The organism is Ruegeria sp. H6 (assembly GCF_056532975.1).
Genome location: NZ_JBQFOA010000001.1, coordinates 500,468 through 518,687, shown reverse-complemented (window position 1 = coordinate 518,687; position 18,220 = coordinate 500,468). Strand labels below are relative to the sequence as shown.

Here is an 18,220-nt window from a genome sequence, read left to right as displayed (position 1 = left end):
CCATGACCACCAAAACGATCCTGCTGATCGGGACATACGACACCAAAGACCCCGAGATGCGTTACATCGAACAGGCCGTGCGGGCACAAGGTGCCGATGTTCTGACCATGGATGTCTCGGTTCTGGGTGATCCCAAAGTGCCCACAGACATCTCGAAACACGATGTCGCCGCCGCCGAAGGCATGACCATCGATCAGGTGATCGCGCTGGGGGATGAAAACAAGGCGTTCCGCGTCATGTCCGCCGGAGCCGCCAAAGTGGTGGCAAAAGCCTATGCCGAGGGGCGCTTTGACGGAATGCTGGCCACTGGCGGTACCATGGGCACCGATCTTGCGCTGGACTGTGCACAGGCTCTGCCGATGGGTGTGCCGAAATACATTGTCTCGACGGTCAGCTTTTCGCCACTGATCCCGCCACACCGGCTGGCGCCTGATGTGCAGATGATCCTGTGGGCCGGCGGTCTGTACGGTATGAACTCCATCTGCCGTTCCTCGCTGGCGCAGGCCGCAGGCGCCGTCGTCGGTGCCGCCAAGGCGGCCATCGCACCGGATCGCGACAAATCCCTGATCGGTATGACCAGCCTTGGCTCGTCCTGTCTGCGCTATATGAAAACACTGAAACCTGCGCTGGAAGAACGCGGTTTTGAGGTCGCCGTGTTCCATTCAACCGGAATGGGCGGCATGGCGTTCGAGAAACTAGCCGCCGAAGGTGCCTTTGTCTGCGTGATGGATTTCTGCATGCAAGAGTTCGGCAACATGCTGGCAGGTTCCGTTGTCTCAAGCGGCGTCGACCGTCTGACCAATGCCGGGCGTGTCGGCACGCCCCAGATGGTGGCCCCCGGCGCGCTGGACCTGCTGGATTTTGCCGGCTGGCAAGAGATCCCTGACCAATACGCGGATCGCCCCTTTCACGAACACAACCGCCTGATCAAAAGCTCGGTTTTCAGCGGAGATGAGCGCCGCGCCTGGATCCGGGAACTGGCTAACCGTCTTGAGGCCGCCACCGGACCCGTCCAATTCTTCCTGCCGGTGCAGGGGGTGGAGGCCTGGGACAAGGAAGGCGAAGAAGCCCACGATCCGGCGGCCCTTGCAGACATGGTCGACGAAGCCCGCAAGGTCATGGACGGTCGGGTGCCAATGACCGAACTAGACGCCCACATCAACGACACGGCCTTTTGCGACGCCGTTCTAGCTCAATTCGACGAATGGGTGAAAACCGGGGTTGTTCAATCACACCGGCGAGGATAATCGAGCGAGCTAGTTTTCAGCATGTGTCTCAAGTTTAGGGAACGACCATTACTGGACGACAATTTGGCAATCGAAATTTGCAGTAAGGATTTTCAGAAACAGAGCCCAGATCCTATGTTGCCGCCAAACGCATAATCGTCTGAGTTTCTGCCTAATCCGTTTAGCCAGTGATTTCACCAAAGAGCGTCGTTCTCGCCGCCAAAGCCACGTTGTTGCCAAGGCTAATACCCGCTGTGTTCTTCCCGAAAGCCACGGCGGTTTCACGTCGAAAGCGTGGTATTCGTCAACCCGACAATCCGAATTACGTCTCGACAAATCTGGATTTTGAAAGGCTTTCAACAAGGCTCTTCGCTCCGATGCGACAAAGCTCTTGACTTCAACTTTTCTATACATGTCCTCGCGCAAACTCGGCCAACAAGTCAGTATCATTAGTGGGCCTCGATCCGAAAACTCAGTATAAAATCAGTTAGCTATTCGGCCAATATTGCGGACAATGCATTGTAGTGTCCCGCGATGCATGTGCAGCGCCTTACAAACTGTTCCGGAGTTTGGCACTCTTCTCACCACCTCCGTTGTTTATCCATATTCAAAGCAAATGCTAACAGGCATCGTCGTTTTTCATACGTCTAATCCGAAAAAACGCTGCTCAGTTTTGCTCGCCCGTCATTTCTCCTGTGCTATCACGCATTTGCCGAGAGAACTGCGGCTCAATTACACAGATTCTATTCCAAGCTCCGAGTGCTCGCTCGCAACGGCACCGTCAGATGAGACTGCTCAAGGAGATAGCTTCTTCGCACAGAACCCGGTATCTCGGCCTATTCCAGGGTAATTTGGAATTAAGTTTAGATCTGCATCTGACAACCACCGACGCATCGCCCTTCGGGTTGGGTAAATCGGTCGTGTTGTGGAGGCTTCAGTGCGCGCTGGCAGAACACGCTTTTGAAATGCCATGTAGCTTAGGCTGTTCAAAACCGCCATAATCATTGGCTTTAACGAACTACGGGAAATCGAACTACTAAATACAGCCTTTTTCAGATAACTTCTAAAGTTTCTTCCAATGATAATTAGCTCTCCCTTTGGGCGCAAAATGCGGGAAATCTCTTTGAGTGCGGGCGCAATGTCAAAATATTGAAGTGCCGTTACACAAAGCACCACGTCACACGCATTCGATTCTAAAGGGATTTTTTCAACTTCTCCGATACGGATATCCAACTGTTGCAGTTTTTCTTTTTCACGCAGCATCACCCCCATCTGAACATATAATTCTATAGGTTCAATCCCAATGACATTATCGGCGAAACCTTGGAGCGACATCAAGTTAGCCCCCATACCACACCCTACTTCAACAACGGTCTTCCCAGAGAAATATTGCCGATTTATTAATCCTTCATTTTCTTCAAATGGTAGATGGCGATCGCGATCATTCCAGAATTTGAACTCTCGACAGGAATCAGCTACGAACCAACCCAATGTCGTAAGCGACCTCTTATCATCCGAAACCCATCCTAGGGTTCGAGCTGCAAATCTAGCATTTTCAGGTATATCACTACAATCGAGCTCCTTGCTTTTGCGATACATATATTCAACAAGTTGGTCGCCCTCATTACTTAGTAGGTGCTTTTCAATGAGAGAACGATTTGCTTCGTCTAACCTGATAACCATGTGTCAATCTTCAAACATTTCGTGTATAAGTGTTGCTGGTGCATGGCGTTGGCCAAAAACCATGGTGCCAGAGCGCCAAGAACCTCACAATACTCCTATTTTTTGCTACTTTAGCATAAAACTCCCCATTTCATAGTAACTTACAATTGGCATGGATTAACCCATTACGCTGCTTGGGTTTGTCGCGTGACTGCGAGTTCAAACTGAGCGCTGTTTCGCCAAACCTCTGACCCATTCCGCAGGACGCAAAAGCACTTAACTTTTTGGGATAACTTTTCGTTTCTTTTTTCCTATCGGCGCCTTCATAGACACCGAGCCATCATTCATGTGGCGCACCAAGCACTCGAACTTGTAAAGAGGATACCAAAAACCACTGCTGTGGCGCGCCTATTCGTGATTAGCAGCGCAGAACGGCCCGCATCAGCCGCGAACATGTGGGATCGTGGAATTCTACACCTGGAACGTCATCATTTTTGACCCAACTCGCCATTCCTCTATCGTCACGACACGGCATGAGCAAATGAATTGGAAAAAACTGTACTGCCGCCCAGACCGTGTCATGACGTATTTCCCGTCCTGACCCTCAATTAACTTGTCTTTGGTCGGTTTTGTGAATTGCTTGTGTATGACGCTGTATGAGAACCTGGTGCGCTCCGTCGTATGCCGGTGCGTTGCGCCCTAGGAGGTCAGCCCCCCATTCGACGCCCACACAAGCGGCAATGTCGAAAAACTCCATCTTCGCAATCCACGCTGTTCTGTCCAACGAAAGGATGAACATCAGGTAGTCGCGCTAGGATCGCGACCCGCAGGCGGCTTTGAAAAACTGAACAGGAACTTGCGGATATCCGAGCCTGTGTGACGCTGCCACAGCCGCATCCAGCGCATGAACATGAACTGACCGTGTGTGGGCAGGGAACATCCAGCCCCTGAACGCTCATATTCTCTGCAGTCCAGCCCGCGATCGCGTATAATCACCCTGTCCATCCGCGAACCCTAAGCCAAGCCCGAAATCGTCCAGGGCGTCAGAAAACACCCTCAGGCAGATATTGATGACACATTTGTTTCGTTAAAACCCAGCCCGGCACAGCACAGCAATAAGTTCAAGGCCAATCATCTCCAGCCGATGCCTGCGTGAGGTCTGCGAAAAAATCCAATGACAATGTCGACTCGACGAGCACGGCTGAGAGTTTTCGAAAGTGGTGATGGCTTTAGCAGAGAAATACGGCAACTGCGGGACATGACTATTAGCGGACAATACGCAAATGATCACGAGTGGTTGGACCAAATCTTCTGCGACCCTGAAATCACCGCCCTACGGGGCAGAACTCGCGAACGTCGAAGAATACAGTAGTCTCTTGTTTACATGGTATGCGGCGCCCGGACCCTCCAATCCAGCCCCTATCTGGGGCAAGGCGACAAGGCTTCAAAAAATAAGATTGAACGTCTTTTGACCGTCAGAGAAATTGCAGGATGGAATTCGATATGAGCGTACAGCAATATTGCGCCTGTCATGAAGCAACTTTTTTTGACGGGTGTTTTGGGCTTCTATTGGAGCGGCTCCGTTTCCTCGATGTGTTGTTTGACCATGAAAAACTGCCGCTTGCTTACGCCAAGACGCATTCTGTTGTCTCAGCCTCTGCGATAAAATAATCTGCTACATCTCGAACCGACATTTTATCGGTTGTCTCCCGGCTGTCAAAAAATACCGAGACTTCTGACATCAGCTCGACATCAGCCTCTCTCAAGTCGGGCGAATAGGCACCAACAAAGCCAACATGCAATCCGGGATTGTCCTACGCTCAAGTAGAACCAGTTGGTTGGCCAGGTTGGGGGATTTCAACCCGATCCTCAGCCTCAATCCATGCGGCCGGGTTGAGAAACGTGTCACCTGGTCGGCAACCTCTTTGGATCGATGAGCCCATCCCAGCGGGCCAGCACGGATTGTTCGATAGCAAGCCTTCGAATAGATCGATTGGAGATTACGAAATTCAACTGACTTATCTTCGAATTTCAAAACTAGAACCGCATTTCTTTTGAATTTGTACGAATTTCGTATTCTAATGAGCCAAAGTGTTCGATTCGGAGTATCTCATGCCGGTAGCGCAGATTGATCGTATTGCAGATAAATCGGGCATTCGCTCGCCCTCAGACGAACTTAACAGCCAGATCATCGCGATCCTTGAAGTGGACGGGCGCACCCCGTTTTCCGAGATCGCTCAAACGCTGGGCGTCTCCGAAGGCACAATCCGAAACCGCGTCAGCGCTTTGCGCGATGCCAACATGCTGCGGATCGTTGCCATCACGGATCCCGTGGCCCGCGAATACAAGACGGATGCGATCCTTGGGATAAAAGTCGCGCCTGGTGTGGCACCTGCCCAGGTTGCCAGCCGGTTTCAGGATGACCCGCGCGTGGTCTTCGCGCTTTGGGTGGCGGGCGGCTTTGATCTGATCCTCGAAATAGTCAGCGACGACGACGATGCGCTGCAACGCTTTCTTGAGGAAGAAATCCATGCGGCCACCGACATCGCCCACACCGAAGTGATGTTGGGGATGAAGAACTTCAAAAACCAATTCTTGCTCAAACGGGACTGGAGGCGTGAGAATGGGAAAACTGAATGAGCGTCTGACAGAGTTTCACGCGGCGACGAAACCTGCCCATGGCCTGCCCCCGCAGGCTTACTTGGATGAAGATTTCTGGCAGGTCGAATGCCAGACGGTTCTACGCAACAACTGGGTCTGTGCAGGTATCGCACATGAGTTGAAAGAACCCGGCGATGTTGTTCCTGTCACGGTAGCCGGTCAGCCCATCCTTCTGGTGCGCAACACCGCCGGCGAGATTGCAGCCTTTCACAATGTCTGCCGGCATCGCTGCATGACACTGGTCGAGGAACCGGCCAATGTCGGCAAGCTGATCCGCTGTCCCTATCACGCGTGGGCTTATGACCTTCAGGGCCATCTGAAAGCCTCGCCCCATTTCGGAGGAACCGGACAGCAGGAAACCGAAGGTTTCGACCGAACAGAAAAAGGGCTCGTGCCGGTGCGCTGCCATGTCTGGCAGGACTGGATTTTCGTGAATATCAGCGGTGACGCGGCAGAGTTCGAAGATTATGCCGCCCCGCTGATTGAACGGCTTCAAGGCATTGATTTTTCAAAACTGCATCCGATTGGCGTGTTGGATTTCGGCGTGATCGAAACCAATTGGAAACTGATCATGGAGAACTTCATCGAACCTTACCATGTGCAGTTTGTACATGCCTCTACCACTGATCAACCGCTCCGGGATCACTACACCATCATCGACGGCAACTGCATGGGTAGTGCGGTAGATTTGAACGAGGAAATCGGCACGTCCGGGTCGCTTGGGGTCAGTTCACGTTACCTGACGCTCTACCCCAACTTTATCCTTGGCCGGTACTTCCCGGATCAACTGGGCGTGTATCTGAACATTCCCGTGGGCCCCCGCCAAATGGCGCAGAAACGGGTGCTTTACACGACCGAAGGTCAAAGCCTGACCGATGAACAGATCGAGGGCCTGAAAAGCCTGTGGTGGGATGTTCACAAGGAAGACCATGAAATGGTGGAACGGATGATGAAGGGCCGCGCGTCACAAGTGGCAGCCGATGGCGGACTGCTTTCTCCAACCTGGGAAGACAGCGTCCGCGCCTTTCAGGAAAAAATCGTAGCAGATCTGACAAAGGAAAGCTGAAGAGATGAGCGAATTGGCAAATGGCTTTCGCCTGGCCCACACAATGTTGCGGGTCATGGACACCGACAAATCCCTGAACTTCTACTGCGGTATTCTGGGGATGACAGTCCAGCGGCGCACCGACTACCCCGAGGGGAAATTCACCAATACCTTCATCGGCTACGGCCCAGAGGCCGAGTTTCCCTGCTTGGAACTGACCTGCAACTGGGATCAGCAGGACCCCTACGACAAAGGCAATGGCTGGGGTCACATCTGCATCGAAACGCCGGATGTCTACAAAGCCTGCGAAGACCTTGCCGCCGCCGGTGTGAACATCACGCGACCGGCCGGGCCGATGAAGAACGGCACGCGGGTCATTGCGTTTTGCGAAGACCCCGATGGCTACAAGGTCGAACTCAACGAAAGCATTCTGAAACACTTGGCCGGGAAGGCGAATTGAATGGGCAATAAACCACAGCTGATGAAATGGGAAATGGTCGAGGACCGCTATAACGCGATCGGCGAAAAGGACAGTGACACCTATATCAAACCGATGGTGACGAGCGCGATCTCCGACACCATGTGCGGCGGCATCAACGTGCTGAAAAACATCGTGGTGCCCTGGGACCTGACCTGTGATGAAATCATCTATGTTCTGGAAGGCACGTTCCGCCTGACCTGCGACGGCGAAACCTATATCTGCAACCGCGGCGACGTCCTTTATATCCCCAAGGACAATCATATCACCTATGAGGCCGATGATCGCTGCGTGATTTTTTATGCCGCCTATCCGCACAATTGGAAACAACTGGCGGGTCTGACGCACGTTCCGGGCATCGACCCTGACGACTTCGTTCCGGGCTGAACCCGGTCAACCAATTTTCACGGAGGCAGAAATGGTCGACAAGATCTACTATGACAGTTTTGCAGACGCGGTGGACCGCAACCGCCCTCGCATACCGGAGGTGCGTAAACGGCTTGAAGACGCAGGCGTCAAATACGTCATGGCCGCCTGGATCGACCTGCACGGTATTCCAAAAACCAAACCCGTCCCGATGAGTGACTTTGAACCGTTATGTCTGGGCAAAGGTCCGCAATTCGCGGTGCATTCGATTTCCTATGTGCCAGAGCTGTCTCCGGCAGACAGCGATCAGGTCGTCGTGCCCGATCTGGACGCGGTCTATATCTGCCCCTGGGATACCACCATGGCCATGATCTTCTCGGATCTCTACTGGGAAGACGGGCCTTACAATGTCTGCCCCAGACAAGCGCTGAAACGCGCAATGCAGGCCGCTGCCGACGCGGGCTATACCGGAATGGCCGGGGTCGAACCCGAGGTCATCGTGATGACCTATGACGACGATGGCAAGCCGGTCAAAGCCTTTGATGACGATCCCACCGACGGCCTGAGACCCCGACGTCAGGCCTTTGGGTACGATGTGGAATACTCGATCGATTCAATGCCTTTTCTCAAGGACATGATCGACATTATCGAAGGTCTGGGCTGGAACCTTCACGACGTGGTCGCCGAAGGGGCCTATTCCCAGTTCGAGTTCGATTTTCACTATACCAACATGCTTGAAATGTCGGATCGGCTGGCTTTCCTTCGGATTATCCTGAAAGAGGTCGCCAAAAACCACGGCATGTTCGTGACCTTCATGCCAAAACCGACGATCGGCGACTGGCGGTCGGGCGCGCATATCAACATGTCGCTGCAGCATGAAAGCCGGCCGGGCGAAAACATCTTTGAAACGCCCGAAGGCGATTGGGCGGATGAAAGTCGCTGGGCGGTTGGCGGGTTGATGGCCCATGCCGAAGCTCTGACCGCGCTCACCTGTCCGACGGTCAATTCCTACAATGGTCTTGTGCCGCGCGTCGGTGGTTTTGAGGGCGGGACCGTAACCTGGGCGCCGACCAACATCACATATGGGCACAATAACCGGTCCGCCCAGTTTCGCCTGCCCCAAAGCCGACACTGCATCGAAAACCGTGCCGCCGACATGACCATGAACGTCTATCTGGCAATGGCCATGACTCTGACCTGCGCCATCGACGGGATCAAAAACAAAATCGATCCCGGCCCGCCGACTGATTTTGACCTCTATGAAAAGTCAGAGGCCGAATTGGCCGAGCTTGGCATTCGCCGTCTGCCGCGCACGCTCTTCAACGCGATAGAGGCGCTGAGGGTGGACGATCTGGCTGGCAAAGTCATGGGTGAGGTGATGCGCCGATCCTATCTCGCATACAAAAACGACGAATGGGAAAGGTATCATCAGGCGGTCACCGATTGGGAAGTGCAGGAATACCTGCGCCTGTACTGATATGGACCAAAGAGAGTTTGCCCTTGGCGATCTGCCACTGACCAGCGGCGAGGTGCTGAAAGACGCAAAACTGGTCTATCAGACCTATGGCATGCTTGGACCAAAGGGTGACAATGCCATCGTCATGCCAACCTTCTACACCGGTTCGCACGAACGCAACGAAGGTTACTTTGGCCGCGGTCGCGCCCTTGATCCGGCCCGACACTTCATCATTTCGATCAACTTGCTGGGCGGCGGCAAATCCACTTCGCCCAGCAACTCCACTGTGCAGCCCGGCGCAGCTTTCCCGTCGGTTTCGTTTCAGGACAATATCCGGGCCCAGCACCTGCTTTTGACCAAGGGCCTTGGCGTCAACCGGATTGCACTTGTCCTGGGGTGGTCGATGGCGGGCTGTCAGGCCTATCACTGGGCGGTGCAATACCCTGATATGGTCAGCGCCATCCTGCCATTTTGCGCCTCGGCCAGAACGTCACCGCATAACTTCGTGTTTCTTGAAGGCGTGAAAGCCGCACTTTGTGCCGATCCAGCCTGGAACAAAGGTGATTATGACGCCCAACCGATGGAAGGCCTCAGGGCTTTTGGCCGCGTCTACGCGGGCTGGGCGTTTTCACAGGCTTTCTACCGGAACGGTCTCTATCGCGAACTTGGCTATGCAAGCGTGGCGGATCTGTTGAACGACTGGGCCGAAGACCATGCCACAAATTGGGATGCCAACAACCTTCTTTGTAAACTGGCCACCTGGCAGAACGGCGACGTCAGCGCCAGCTCAACGTTTGAGAAAGATCTCCCCGCCGCGCTCGGTTCAATTCGGGCGCGCACCATATTGATGCCTTGCAATCAGGATCTCTACTTTCCACCGGAAGACAACATCATCGAAGCCAACCTGATCCCCGGTGCACTCTGTCGTCCTGTAACATCCGACTTTGGACATTGCGCCGCCAACCCGGGCAACGACGCAGGTTTCGAACGTCAACTCGATCAGAACATCGCTGAGTTGCTTTCAACTTAGGCCCCGAGAAAAGCTGTTCGCTTTGCGCTTTCCTGAAACCAGCCGCGCAAAGATATCTTCAGTGCGGCTGCTTCGATCGATCACATCGGCGCATCCGACCGTACCCGATTTCGATTTCAGCGGAAACTCGACATTTACGACTGCACGCGTGGAGGCTAATTTCAACCTCGTCTCGTGTTTGAGACGAACTGCGATCTGGATCCTCAATGCCCATCGACCTGTCTGTCGAGCACAAACTGGCCGCGCCTCCGCGGGTCAAACGACGTACCTTGCGTGTTATCGGAACCGACGTCACGCTGTTGGAAAGCGTTCGCAAGATGGCGATAGAGGATTTGCAGTTTGACATAGAATATGAGTCTCTGGATTTTCTGACCTGCCAACGCCGCGCCGCCACACATCCTGAACACTATGACATCTACGAACAGTGTTTTCACAACCTGGACATCGTCTGGTATTGGGGCGCACTTCAGCCGATTGACACCCAGCGGATCGCCGAATGGGGCAATATCGGCGACCTGTCCAAACTGGGTGGTGTCAGCAAATACATGCGGCAGGGGTATGGCGACGCCCCGGTGCGCAAGCTGTACGTTCAACCCGATGGCGTGATCGGGCAGCAGCCCATGCAGTACATTTCGATGTTGCCAACGGCCCATAACGTCGATTCATTCGGGTTTGATCGCCGCGTCTTTGGCGATGAAGGCCCCGAAGGATCAAGTTGGGCCTGGCTGCTGGACAAACGAGCCAAAGGGCGCGTTGCGATCGTGGACGAACCCGCGATCGGTTTTTTTGATGCAGCTCTGGCAGCCGAGGCCAGCGGTGATCTCAGCTTTGTCGACATCTGCAACATGTCGGTGGACGAGATCGACAATCTGATGGCGCTTCTTGAAACGCTCCGGCAACAGGGCTTTTTCTGTGACAGCTGGAAATCTGCCCAGGATGCCGAGGCGCTGCTGCACGCCGGGAAAGTCGCGGCGCAGAGCATGTGGTCGCCCTCGTATGGCAATCTTGGCCCAATGGAGGATCATTTTGTCGAAAGCGTACCGCGCGAAGGCTATCGCGCGTGGCACGGAGGCGCGTCGCTTGCGCGGCACCTCACCGGAACCAAGCTCGGCATGGCTTATGAATATCTGAACTGGTGGCTGACCGGTAAGGCCGGGGCCGTAATGGCGCGGCAGGGATATTACATGACGGTGCCCCAAAACACCCGGCAACACCTGACCGAGGATGAATGGGATTATTGGTATGACGGTCAGATCGCCCGGTCTGACCTTGTCGGCACCAACGGTCAAACCGTCGTCCGCAAGGGACGGCGGCGCGCGGGTGGCGCCTATCATCAAAGGGTCAGCCGCATCGCCCTGTGGAATACGGTCATGGACGAATACAATTACGCCGCCCGGGCCTGGAACCGCTTTATCTCGGCAGTCCGAGGGGGCAGGCAATGAACCGAACATCAGGGATACGCGGTCAGGAACCGCTATATGAGGTCATCAGCCAGATTCTGAAGCGCAATATCGAATCCGGGCGCCTGCCCCGGGGTCTGGTTCTGATCGAAGGACCAATCGCCCGGCTTATGCTAACCAGTCGTGCACCTGTTCAGGCCGCCCTTCGCAAACTGCATGAAGAAGGGTTGATCCACCGGTTTCGCGGACGTGGGTATCTGGTGGGTCAGGCGGATCTGGACCCGATCCGGCGCCCGATCAGCGAGTTTCAACTGGATATACCCGACCGCGCCAGATCAGCCTTGGCAATCCGCGGGACATGGATGCGGGTCTATGATCAGGTCGAAGCCGATGTCGCCGCCTGTCAGGTTTTTGGGGAATTTCGGCTGATCGAAACCGAGCTGGCCGATTACCTCGGCGTCAGCCGTACGGTTGCCCGTGACGTGCTCAGCCGCCTGAACGAGCGCGGCCTAATCCGCAAAGGCGCGTCCTCTCACTGGCTGGCAGGCCCGCTTACCGCACATGTGCTGCGCGAGAAATACCAACTTAGCGCGATTGTCGAACCCGCGGCGCTGATCCTGGCCGCCGATTTCATCGATCCTTTAGAGATTAACAAACTGCGCGATCAGATCCGTCAGGGGCTGACGCGTGAATCCGATGCCTATGAGGCAGCGTTCCAGAAACACTGTCTCGAACGGGCACCCAACACAGCCCTGGTCGAGATGATCCTTAACAACCGGCTGTTGCTGTCCTCCGTCAACGAGGCGCTGAACCGGTTGGGCTTGCCAGCCGATCACGTCGCAGTCGACCAGTATCGCGTGTTGTTTGACCTTATCGGCTCTCGCCAGATCAACGCGGCAGCCGAGTACCTCAAAGAGCATTTGCGCTTGCTGGCAGACAAGAATGTGGCTCGGCTGAAGATCGTCGCGCTGGTGCCTGAAGCCGAAGCGATTCCGGGATACCTTTCTCCGATATAATTGTATCTGGTATCCGATATTCATTTTTAAAAACGACAATATCGAGATTTTTAGGATATTTTGCTCATTTTTCGGTCGTTTTTTCCTTCAAGATGAATGTTGACGCATAAATAAATGCAAACTTTCATACGACATACGTTTTAAACAGGCGTGCCCTTCAGTGCGGTCCCTACGGTCCGGCCGCTGTTTGGAAAAGACATCAAACTGTCTGCGGCCTGAAGACCAAGTGGGGAAATGAATGGGTCATAAGGATTCCATCTTCAGGCTGGAACATGTCACGCGGCAGTTTGGCGATCTGGTCGCACTCAACGACATTTCGTTTGAAGCGACACAGAACGAATACATCTCTCTGCTGGGGCCATCGGGGTCAGGCAAAACGACTTTGCTGCGCGTGATGGCCGGATTCGAGAAACCCGACAAAGGCCGTATTCATTTTCTGGGTCAGGACATCACTGATCTGCCCGCCCATAAACGCGGGATCGGATTCGTGTTCCAGAACTTCGCGCTGTTTCCGCATCTGACGGTATTTGAGAACGTCGCCTTCGGGCTGCGCAATGGCGTCGAGGATGTGGCGGACGCCAATATCGACACCCGCGTCCTGGACATGATCGGCCTAGTGGGACTGGAGGGGTTGGAAGATCGCGTTCCAGACCAGATCTCTGGCGGCCAGAAGCAACGTGTGGCGCTGGCACGCACATTGGTGATGCAGCCCAAACTGGTGCTGCTGGATGAACCCTTGGGCGCGCTCGACGCCAACCTGCGTGGCCGTATGCAGACTGAACTGCGGCAGATCCGCGAACGTCTGGATGTCACCTTTCTGCATGTGACCGGCAGCGAGACCGAGGCGCTGGCCATGGGCGACACAGTTGCGGTTCTGGACCAGGGGCGCATCATCCAGACAGGCTCACCCGAACAGGTTCACGATACTCCGGCCAGCTCGGATGTGGCGCTGTTCCTGAATCGGTTCAACCTATTTGACGGTACCCTTTCGGACAACACGTTTAACGGCCCTTTCGGTGCCGTGCCGGTACAGCACGCGCAGTCCAACGCCACGGATGTCTATGCTGTGCGATATGACCGCACCAAGGCCTTCAGAAAAGGCGACGTCCTGCCCGGCCCCGCCCTTCCCGCGCGCTATCTTGCCAGCGAATATCTCGGGTCATCGGTGATTTCCTTCTTTGAAACCGCCGACCGCAAGCAGGTCGAGGTGGATCATCACCTCAGCTTTGGTGAGCCTGACACATACGAGGTCGGCCAGGATTATGTTCTGTCGTGGAATCCCGAACACGCCATCGTCTTTGGCAAGGAGGCCGCGGCATGAGCACCAGCGCCCCTTCGAGCGAACGCAACGGATACACCAATTGGCTGCTGGCCCCCGGCGTGTTTTGGATGATCCTGTTCCTGGTCGCGCCGATCATGATGATCGTCTATGTCTCGTTCTGGACCCAGACCACCTTTGCCATCAATTCGACCCTGACACTGGACAGCTGGAAGAACTTCTTCAGCTCCGAGGCCTATGTCGGCGCGCTCTGGACCACGCTGCGGCTGTGGCTGATCGTTCTGGCGCTGACCTTCATCATCGGCTATCCGGCGGCGCTGTTCGTGGGATTGCTGGTCAAAAGCAAGACCGTTTCGACCGTGCTGCTGGTGCTGTGCGTGATCCCGTTCTGGACCTCATTCCTGATCCGTGTGCTGGCCTGGCGGCCGATGCTGGGCAAGGAAGGCGCGATCAATATCATCCTGCAAAGGCTGGGTCTGATCGACAGCCCGATCGAGGTTCTGCTGTTCTCGGAACTGTCGGTGATCATCGGCATGACACAGATCTATGTGGTGTTCATGGTCGGCCCGATTGCCTTCATGCTGGGCCGCATCGACCGCAACATCATCGAAGCCGCGCGCGATCTGGGCGCCGGTTTCGGGCGCATCTTCTGGAAGATCATCTTCCCGCTCAGCCTGCCCGGTGTCGTCGTCGGCGCAATCTTCGTCAGCGTCATGGTGTTGGGTGAGTTCGCCACATCCGGCGCGCTGTCAGGGCGCAAGGTGAACTTGCTGGGCAATATCATCGTGACGCAGGTGGGCTCATTGAAATGGGCGATGGCCTCGGTCGTAGGGGTGATCCTGACCATCCTGCTGGGCATCGTCGTGGCCGGTTTCCTGCGCATCGTCGATCTGAAAAGTGAGTTGTGAGCATGGAGTCCAAACTTCTCAAACCCATCCTCGCCGTTTACGTCGCAGCGTTCATCCTGTTCCTTTATGGGCCGTTCATCGTGCTGGGCATCCTGTCTTTCCAGCAGGGGCCTGAGGGCGGGCCGCAATTTCCGATCATCGAATGGTCGACCTATTGGTATCGGCACCTGTTCGGTCTGACACCGCCCTCGCGCATTGCGCCCTTGCCAGTGGGTGAGGCGCTGCTGCGATCGCTGACGCTGGCCTTTATGACGATGGTGACATCCACGGTTCTGGGCGTCATGGCCGCGCAGGCCTTTCGCCGCCGGTTCCGGGGTGCGGGCATTGTCTTTTACCTGATCGTGCTGGGCATGATGGTGCCCGGCGTTCTGACCGGACTTGGCACATCGCTGCTGGCCAACAATGTCGTCGGAGTCGAGCGTCACTGGTGGACTACCGCCTTTGTCGCCCATGTGGTCTACACTTTCCCCTTTGCCTTCCTGGTGATGCTGGCGATCCTGAACCGGTTTGACGGCTCGGTCGAAGAGGCCGCGTGGTCACTGGGCGTGCCCCCGGCGCGCACCTTCCGCAAAGTGACCTTTCCGCTGATCTTCCCGGGCGTTCTGTCGGCCATGCTGTTTGCCTTCACGCTCAGCTTTGATGAGTTTCCCCGCACTCTGTTTGCATCGGGCCGGGATCAGACACTGCCGCTGGCGATCTACGGGACATTCTCGGTCGAGATCCATCCTAACATCTTTGCCTTTGGGGTGATGACGACGCTGTTTTCTTTCTCGCTGCTGGCGGTCTACGGCATCCTGATGGGCCTCAGCGTGCGCCGTGCCAAGAAGATCGCGATGCAGGAGGAGATCTCGTGAGCGTCGCGATTGTCACTGGCGCAGGATCCGGTATCGGGCAGGCCATTGCCGAAAAGCTGGCAACCGATGGCTATAAGGTGCTGGCCAACGACTTTGATGCCAGCGCCGCGCAGACAACAGTGGCGCGGATCGGCGCTGCGGCGGTCGCCCATCATGGCGATGTCTCTGACCCTGCGGATGTGGCGAATATGATCGCGCATTGCAAACAGGCCTTCGGCGCGCCGACCCATCTGATCAACAATGCGGGTCACGTGCATCAATCATCGTTTGCAGATCTGTCGATTGAAGAGTTCGACCGCATGATTGCCGTGCATCTGCGCGGCACCTTCCTGTGCACAAAGGCCGTTCTTCACGAAATGTTAAGCGCGGGAAAAGGCTGCGTGGTCAATGTCGCCTCGCAACTGGGACAAATCGGCGGGGTTGAGCTGGTGCATTATTCCGCAGCCAAGGCGGGCATCATCGGCATGACCAAGGCACTGGCCCGCGAAGTGTCGACAAATGGCATACGCGTCAACGCCGTCGCGCCCGGCCCGATCAACACACCGTTGGTGCGGGCGCTGTCGCCTGACTGGCAGGCAGCCAAGGCGGCGGAGCTGCCGCTGGGCCATTTTGGCGAGCCGGAAGATGTCGCCGATACCGTTGCGTTTCTGTGTTCCGACGCGGCGCGGCTCTATGTCGGCCAGACCCTTTGCCCCAATTCAGGAGACGTGATGCTATGAGCAATGTTGTCGTCATAACCGGTGGTGGCATCGGCATAGGTCGCGCCTGCGCGCTGGCTTTTGCGGCACAGGGTGACACCGTAATCGTCACCGATGTGATTGAAACAGAAGGCAAAGCCGTTGCAGTCGAGATCGAGACCGCAGGCGGCACCGCCGAGTTCCACGCGCTGGACGTGCGCGACACCGCCCGCGCAGACGCGGTGATCGCTGATATTCAAGCCCGCCACGGGGCCATCGACACGATTGTCGCCAATGCGGGCATCGCGCACCGGGTGCCACTGGACCAGCTGAGCGACGAGAAATGGGATCACACATTCGACATCGACCTCAAGGGCATGTTCCGGGTGATCCGCCCTGCACTTGCGGGCATGAAGGCGCGCGGCTCAGGCAGTATCATCTGCCTGTCCTCGATCATGGGTGTCGCCTATGGCTGGGATGAACATGTCCACTATTCCTCGGCCAAGGCTGGGGCGGTGGGCCTTGTGCGCGGGCTGGCCGTGGAACTGGCCCGCGACGGCATCCGTGTGAACGGCGTCGCACCTGGATACATCCGCACCGCACAACTTCTGTCCGAGGAACACTCGCTGGGCCCGGCAGGGGCAGAAACGGCGGGTGAGAACATTCCCATGGGACGGATCGGGGAACCGGACGACATCGCGGATGTCGTTGTTTTCCTTGCCTCAAACGGGGCGCGTTACCTGACGGGACAAGTGATTGCTGTAGATGGTGGCCTGTTGGTCGGACGGTACTGAATGCAGCCGGGGCCCGAGGCCCCAAACCGAAGAAAAAGACACTCGACCGCAACACGGAGTAAACTGAAATGAGTACATATTCACGTCGGAAATTCCTTCAGACAACCGCGGGCAGCGCGGCGCTGGCTGCAAGCGGGATGCCCTTTCTGGGCGCGCAACAGGCCTTTGCCGCCAACCTGGGCAATCAGGAACTGCGCACTGTCGGCCTGTCGGTGACGGTTCAGGAACGCATCCTGAACGATTTCCAGCAGAAATCCGGTGTGGGCTCGGTCAACGGCAAGGCTGATATTTTCCCCAACACCCAGACCGAGATCCTGTCGGGCACCGATGCCTATGACTGCTGGGAAATCATCGGCGAGCGTCTGGCGGCGATGGTAGCCACCGACAAACTGGCCCCGGTGGCGGCATCCGACCTGCAAAACTGGTCGGGCATCCGCGACACGTTCACCACCGCCTCGGACCGCTGGGATCGCAATCGTCAGATTGTCGGCCAGATCTGGGAGGATGACAGCCAGACGCGCCTGAACATGGTGCCAACGGTCTATAATTATGACTCTATCGGATACCGCCCCGATCTGGTGGACGCCGAAGAGGCCTCGACCTGGGCGGCGTTGTTCGATCCCAAGTTCAAGGGCAAGACCGGGTTGAACGTTGACCCACTGATCGCATTTGGTCAGGCCATTCTGGCGATGAACGCGCTGGGTTTGCTTGAGGTCGAAAACCCCGGCAACCCGGATGCGGCGTCGATTGAGGAAGCCTCGAAATTCTTGATCGCCAAGAAGAAAGACGGCCAGTTCCGCGCCCTGTGGGGCGACTTTGGTGAGCTTGTGAACCTGTTGGCCTCGGGCGAGATGGTGATCGCCGATGCGTGGCAGCCTGCGGTGATGGCGGTCAAGGCGCAGGGGGTCGAGTGTTCCTATGCGACGATGAAAGAAGGCTATCGCGGCTGGTCGATCGGTGTATCCCCGCTCAAGACCTCGCCCAACCTCGAAGCGGTTACGGCCTATGCCGATTACTGGCTGTCCGGCCCGCCGGCGATTGCTGTGTCGGAACAGGGATACTACTCGCCCACCACCAACGTCAAAGAGGTCATGGACCCCGACAAATATGCCTTCTGGTACGAAGGCAAGCCCTGGGTCGGTGCCACCGAACGCGGCATCAAGGAAGGCGACCTGCGCGATGGCGGCTCGCTGGAAACCCGCGCGGCCAACGTCGCCTACTGGCACCAGTGGCCGGATGAGTATGACCTGCTGATCCAGAAATGGGACGAGTTCCTGTCCGCCTAAAACACCACAGGTTCAGCCGGTTCGCGCTGGCTGAACCCTTCCCCCGATTTTCAAGAATTCTCATCAAAAGGGCGCGACATCC

Annotated in this window: 17 protein-coding genes; 16 read left to right on the top strand and 1 reads right to left on the bottom strand. The window is 56.1% G+C overall.

What is annotated here, in order from left to right:
- The first annotated feature begins 2 nt into the window (after positions 1-2).
- Positions 3-1,247 (top strand): Tm-1-like ATP-binding domain-containing protein, encoded by a 1,245-nt coding sequence (locus ACR0AG_RS02435; protein ID WP_480836079.1) that lies wholly within the window; start codon positions 3-5, stop codon positions 1,245-1,247.
- Between the two features lie 774 nt (positions 1,248-2,021).
- Here the strand turns inward: ACR0AG_RS02435 and ACR0AG_RS02430 are convergent.
- A complete protein-coding gene (locus ACR0AG_RS02430) occupies positions 2,022-2,909 on the bottom strand; it encodes a class I SAM-dependent methyltransferase (RefSeq protein ID WP_480836077.1) in 888 nt (295 codons plus the stop codon).
- A gap of 1,482 nt (positions 2,910-4,391) precedes the next feature.
- Here ACR0AG_RS02430 and ACR0AG_RS02425 point away from each other — a divergent pair.
- From ACR0AG_RS02425 to ACR0AG_RS02355, 15 genes are all read left to right on the top strand, one after another.
- Positions 4,392-4,559 carry a hypothetical protein gene (locus ACR0AG_RS02425; protein WP_480836076.1) on the top strand — a complete coding sequence of 56 codons (168 nt, stop codon included), beginning with the start codon at positions 4,392-4,394 and terminating at the stop codon, positions 4,557-4,559.
- Positions 4,560-5,000: 441 nt separating this feature from the next.
- Positions 5,001-5,528 (top strand): Lrp/AsnC family transcriptional regulator, encoded by a 528-nt coding sequence (locus ACR0AG_RS02420; protein WP_480836074.1) that lies wholly within the window; start codon positions 5,001-5,003, stop codon positions 5,526-5,528.
- Positions 5,512-6,615, top strand: a complete 1,104-nt coding sequence (locus ACR0AG_RS02415; RefSeq protein ID WP_480836072.1) for an aromatic ring-hydroxylating oxygenase subunit alpha — start codon at positions 5,512-5,514, stop codon at positions 6,613-6,615. Before ACR0AG_RS02420 ends, ACR0AG_RS02415 begins: the two co-directional genes overlap by 17 nt.
- Before the next feature lie 4 nt (positions 6,616-6,619).
- On the top strand, positions 6,620-7,054 hold the full coding sequence (gene gloA, locus ACR0AG_RS02410; RefSeq protein ID WP_480836070.1) for a lactoylglutathione lyase: 435 nt from the start codon (positions 6,620-6,622) through the stop codon (positions 7,052-7,054).
- The gene (locus ACR0AG_RS02405; protein WP_480836068.1) at positions 7,055-7,459 is read left to right on the top strand and encodes a cupin domain-containing protein; all 405 of its coding nucleotides are present in this window, start codon (positions 7,055-7,057) and stop codon (positions 7,457-7,459) included.
- A gap of 31 nt (positions 7,460-7,490) precedes the next feature.
- On the top strand, positions 7,491-8,915 hold the full coding sequence (locus ACR0AG_RS02400) for a glutamine synthetase family protein (protein ID WP_480836066.1): 1,425 nt from the start codon (positions 7,491-7,493) through the stop codon (positions 8,913-8,915).
- Position 8,916: 1 nt separating this feature from the next.
- Entirely contained in the window at positions 8,917-9,924 is a 1,008-nt protein-coding gene (locus ACR0AG_RS02395; protein WP_480836064.1) for an alpha/beta fold hydrolase, read from the top strand.
- A gap of 206 nt (positions 9,925-10,130) precedes the next feature.
- Entirely contained in the window at positions 10,131-11,366 is a 1,236-nt protein-coding gene (locus ACR0AG_RS02390) for an ABC transporter substrate-binding protein (RefSeq protein ID WP_480836062.1), read from the top strand.
- Entirely contained in the window at positions 11,363-12,340 is a 978-nt protein-coding gene (locus ACR0AG_RS02385; RefSeq protein WP_480836060.1) for a GntR family transcriptional regulator, read from the top strand. The genes ACR0AG_RS02390 and ACR0AG_RS02385 overlap by 4 nt, the downstream gene beginning before the upstream one ends.
- A 238-nt stretch (positions 12,341-12,578) precedes the next feature.
- Complete coding sequence (locus ACR0AG_RS02380; protein WP_480836058.1) at positions 12,579-13,661, top strand: ABC transporter ATP-binding protein; 1,083 nt, start codon at positions 12,579-12,581, stop codon at positions 13,659-13,661.
- Positions 13,658-14,527, top strand: coding sequence for an ABC transporter permease (locus ACR0AG_RS02375; RefSeq protein WP_480836056.1), 870 nt, complete (start codon positions 13,658-13,660; stop codon positions 14,525-14,527). The genes ACR0AG_RS02380 and ACR0AG_RS02375 overlap by 4 nt, the downstream gene beginning before the upstream one ends.
- 2 nt (positions 14,528-14,529) lie before the next feature.
- A complete protein-coding gene (locus ACR0AG_RS02370; RefSeq protein WP_480836054.1) occupies positions 14,530-15,381 on the top strand; it encodes an ABC transporter permease in 852 nt (283 codons plus the stop codon).
- Positions 15,378-16,100 carry an SDR family NAD(P)-dependent oxidoreductase gene (locus tag ACR0AG_RS02365; RefSeq protein WP_480836052.1) on the top strand — a complete coding sequence of 241 codons (723 nt, stop codon included), beginning with the start codon at positions 15,378-15,380 and terminating at the stop codon, positions 16,098-16,100. The genes ACR0AG_RS02370 and ACR0AG_RS02365 overlap by 4 nt, the downstream gene beginning before the upstream one ends.
- Positions 16,097-16,852 carry an SDR family NAD(P)-dependent oxidoreductase gene (locus ACR0AG_RS02360; RefSeq protein WP_480836051.1) on the top strand — a complete coding sequence of 252 codons (756 nt, stop codon included), beginning with the start codon at positions 16,097-16,099 and terminating at the stop codon, positions 16,850-16,852. Before ACR0AG_RS02365 ends, ACR0AG_RS02360 begins: the two co-directional genes overlap by 4 nt.
- Positions 16,853-16,920: 68 nt before the next feature.
- Complete coding sequence (locus ACR0AG_RS02355) at positions 16,921-18,138, top strand: ABC transporter substrate-binding protein (protein ID WP_480836050.1); 1,218 nt, start codon at positions 16,921-16,923, stop codon at positions 18,136-18,138.
- Positions 18,139-18,220: the final 82 nt, after the last annotated feature.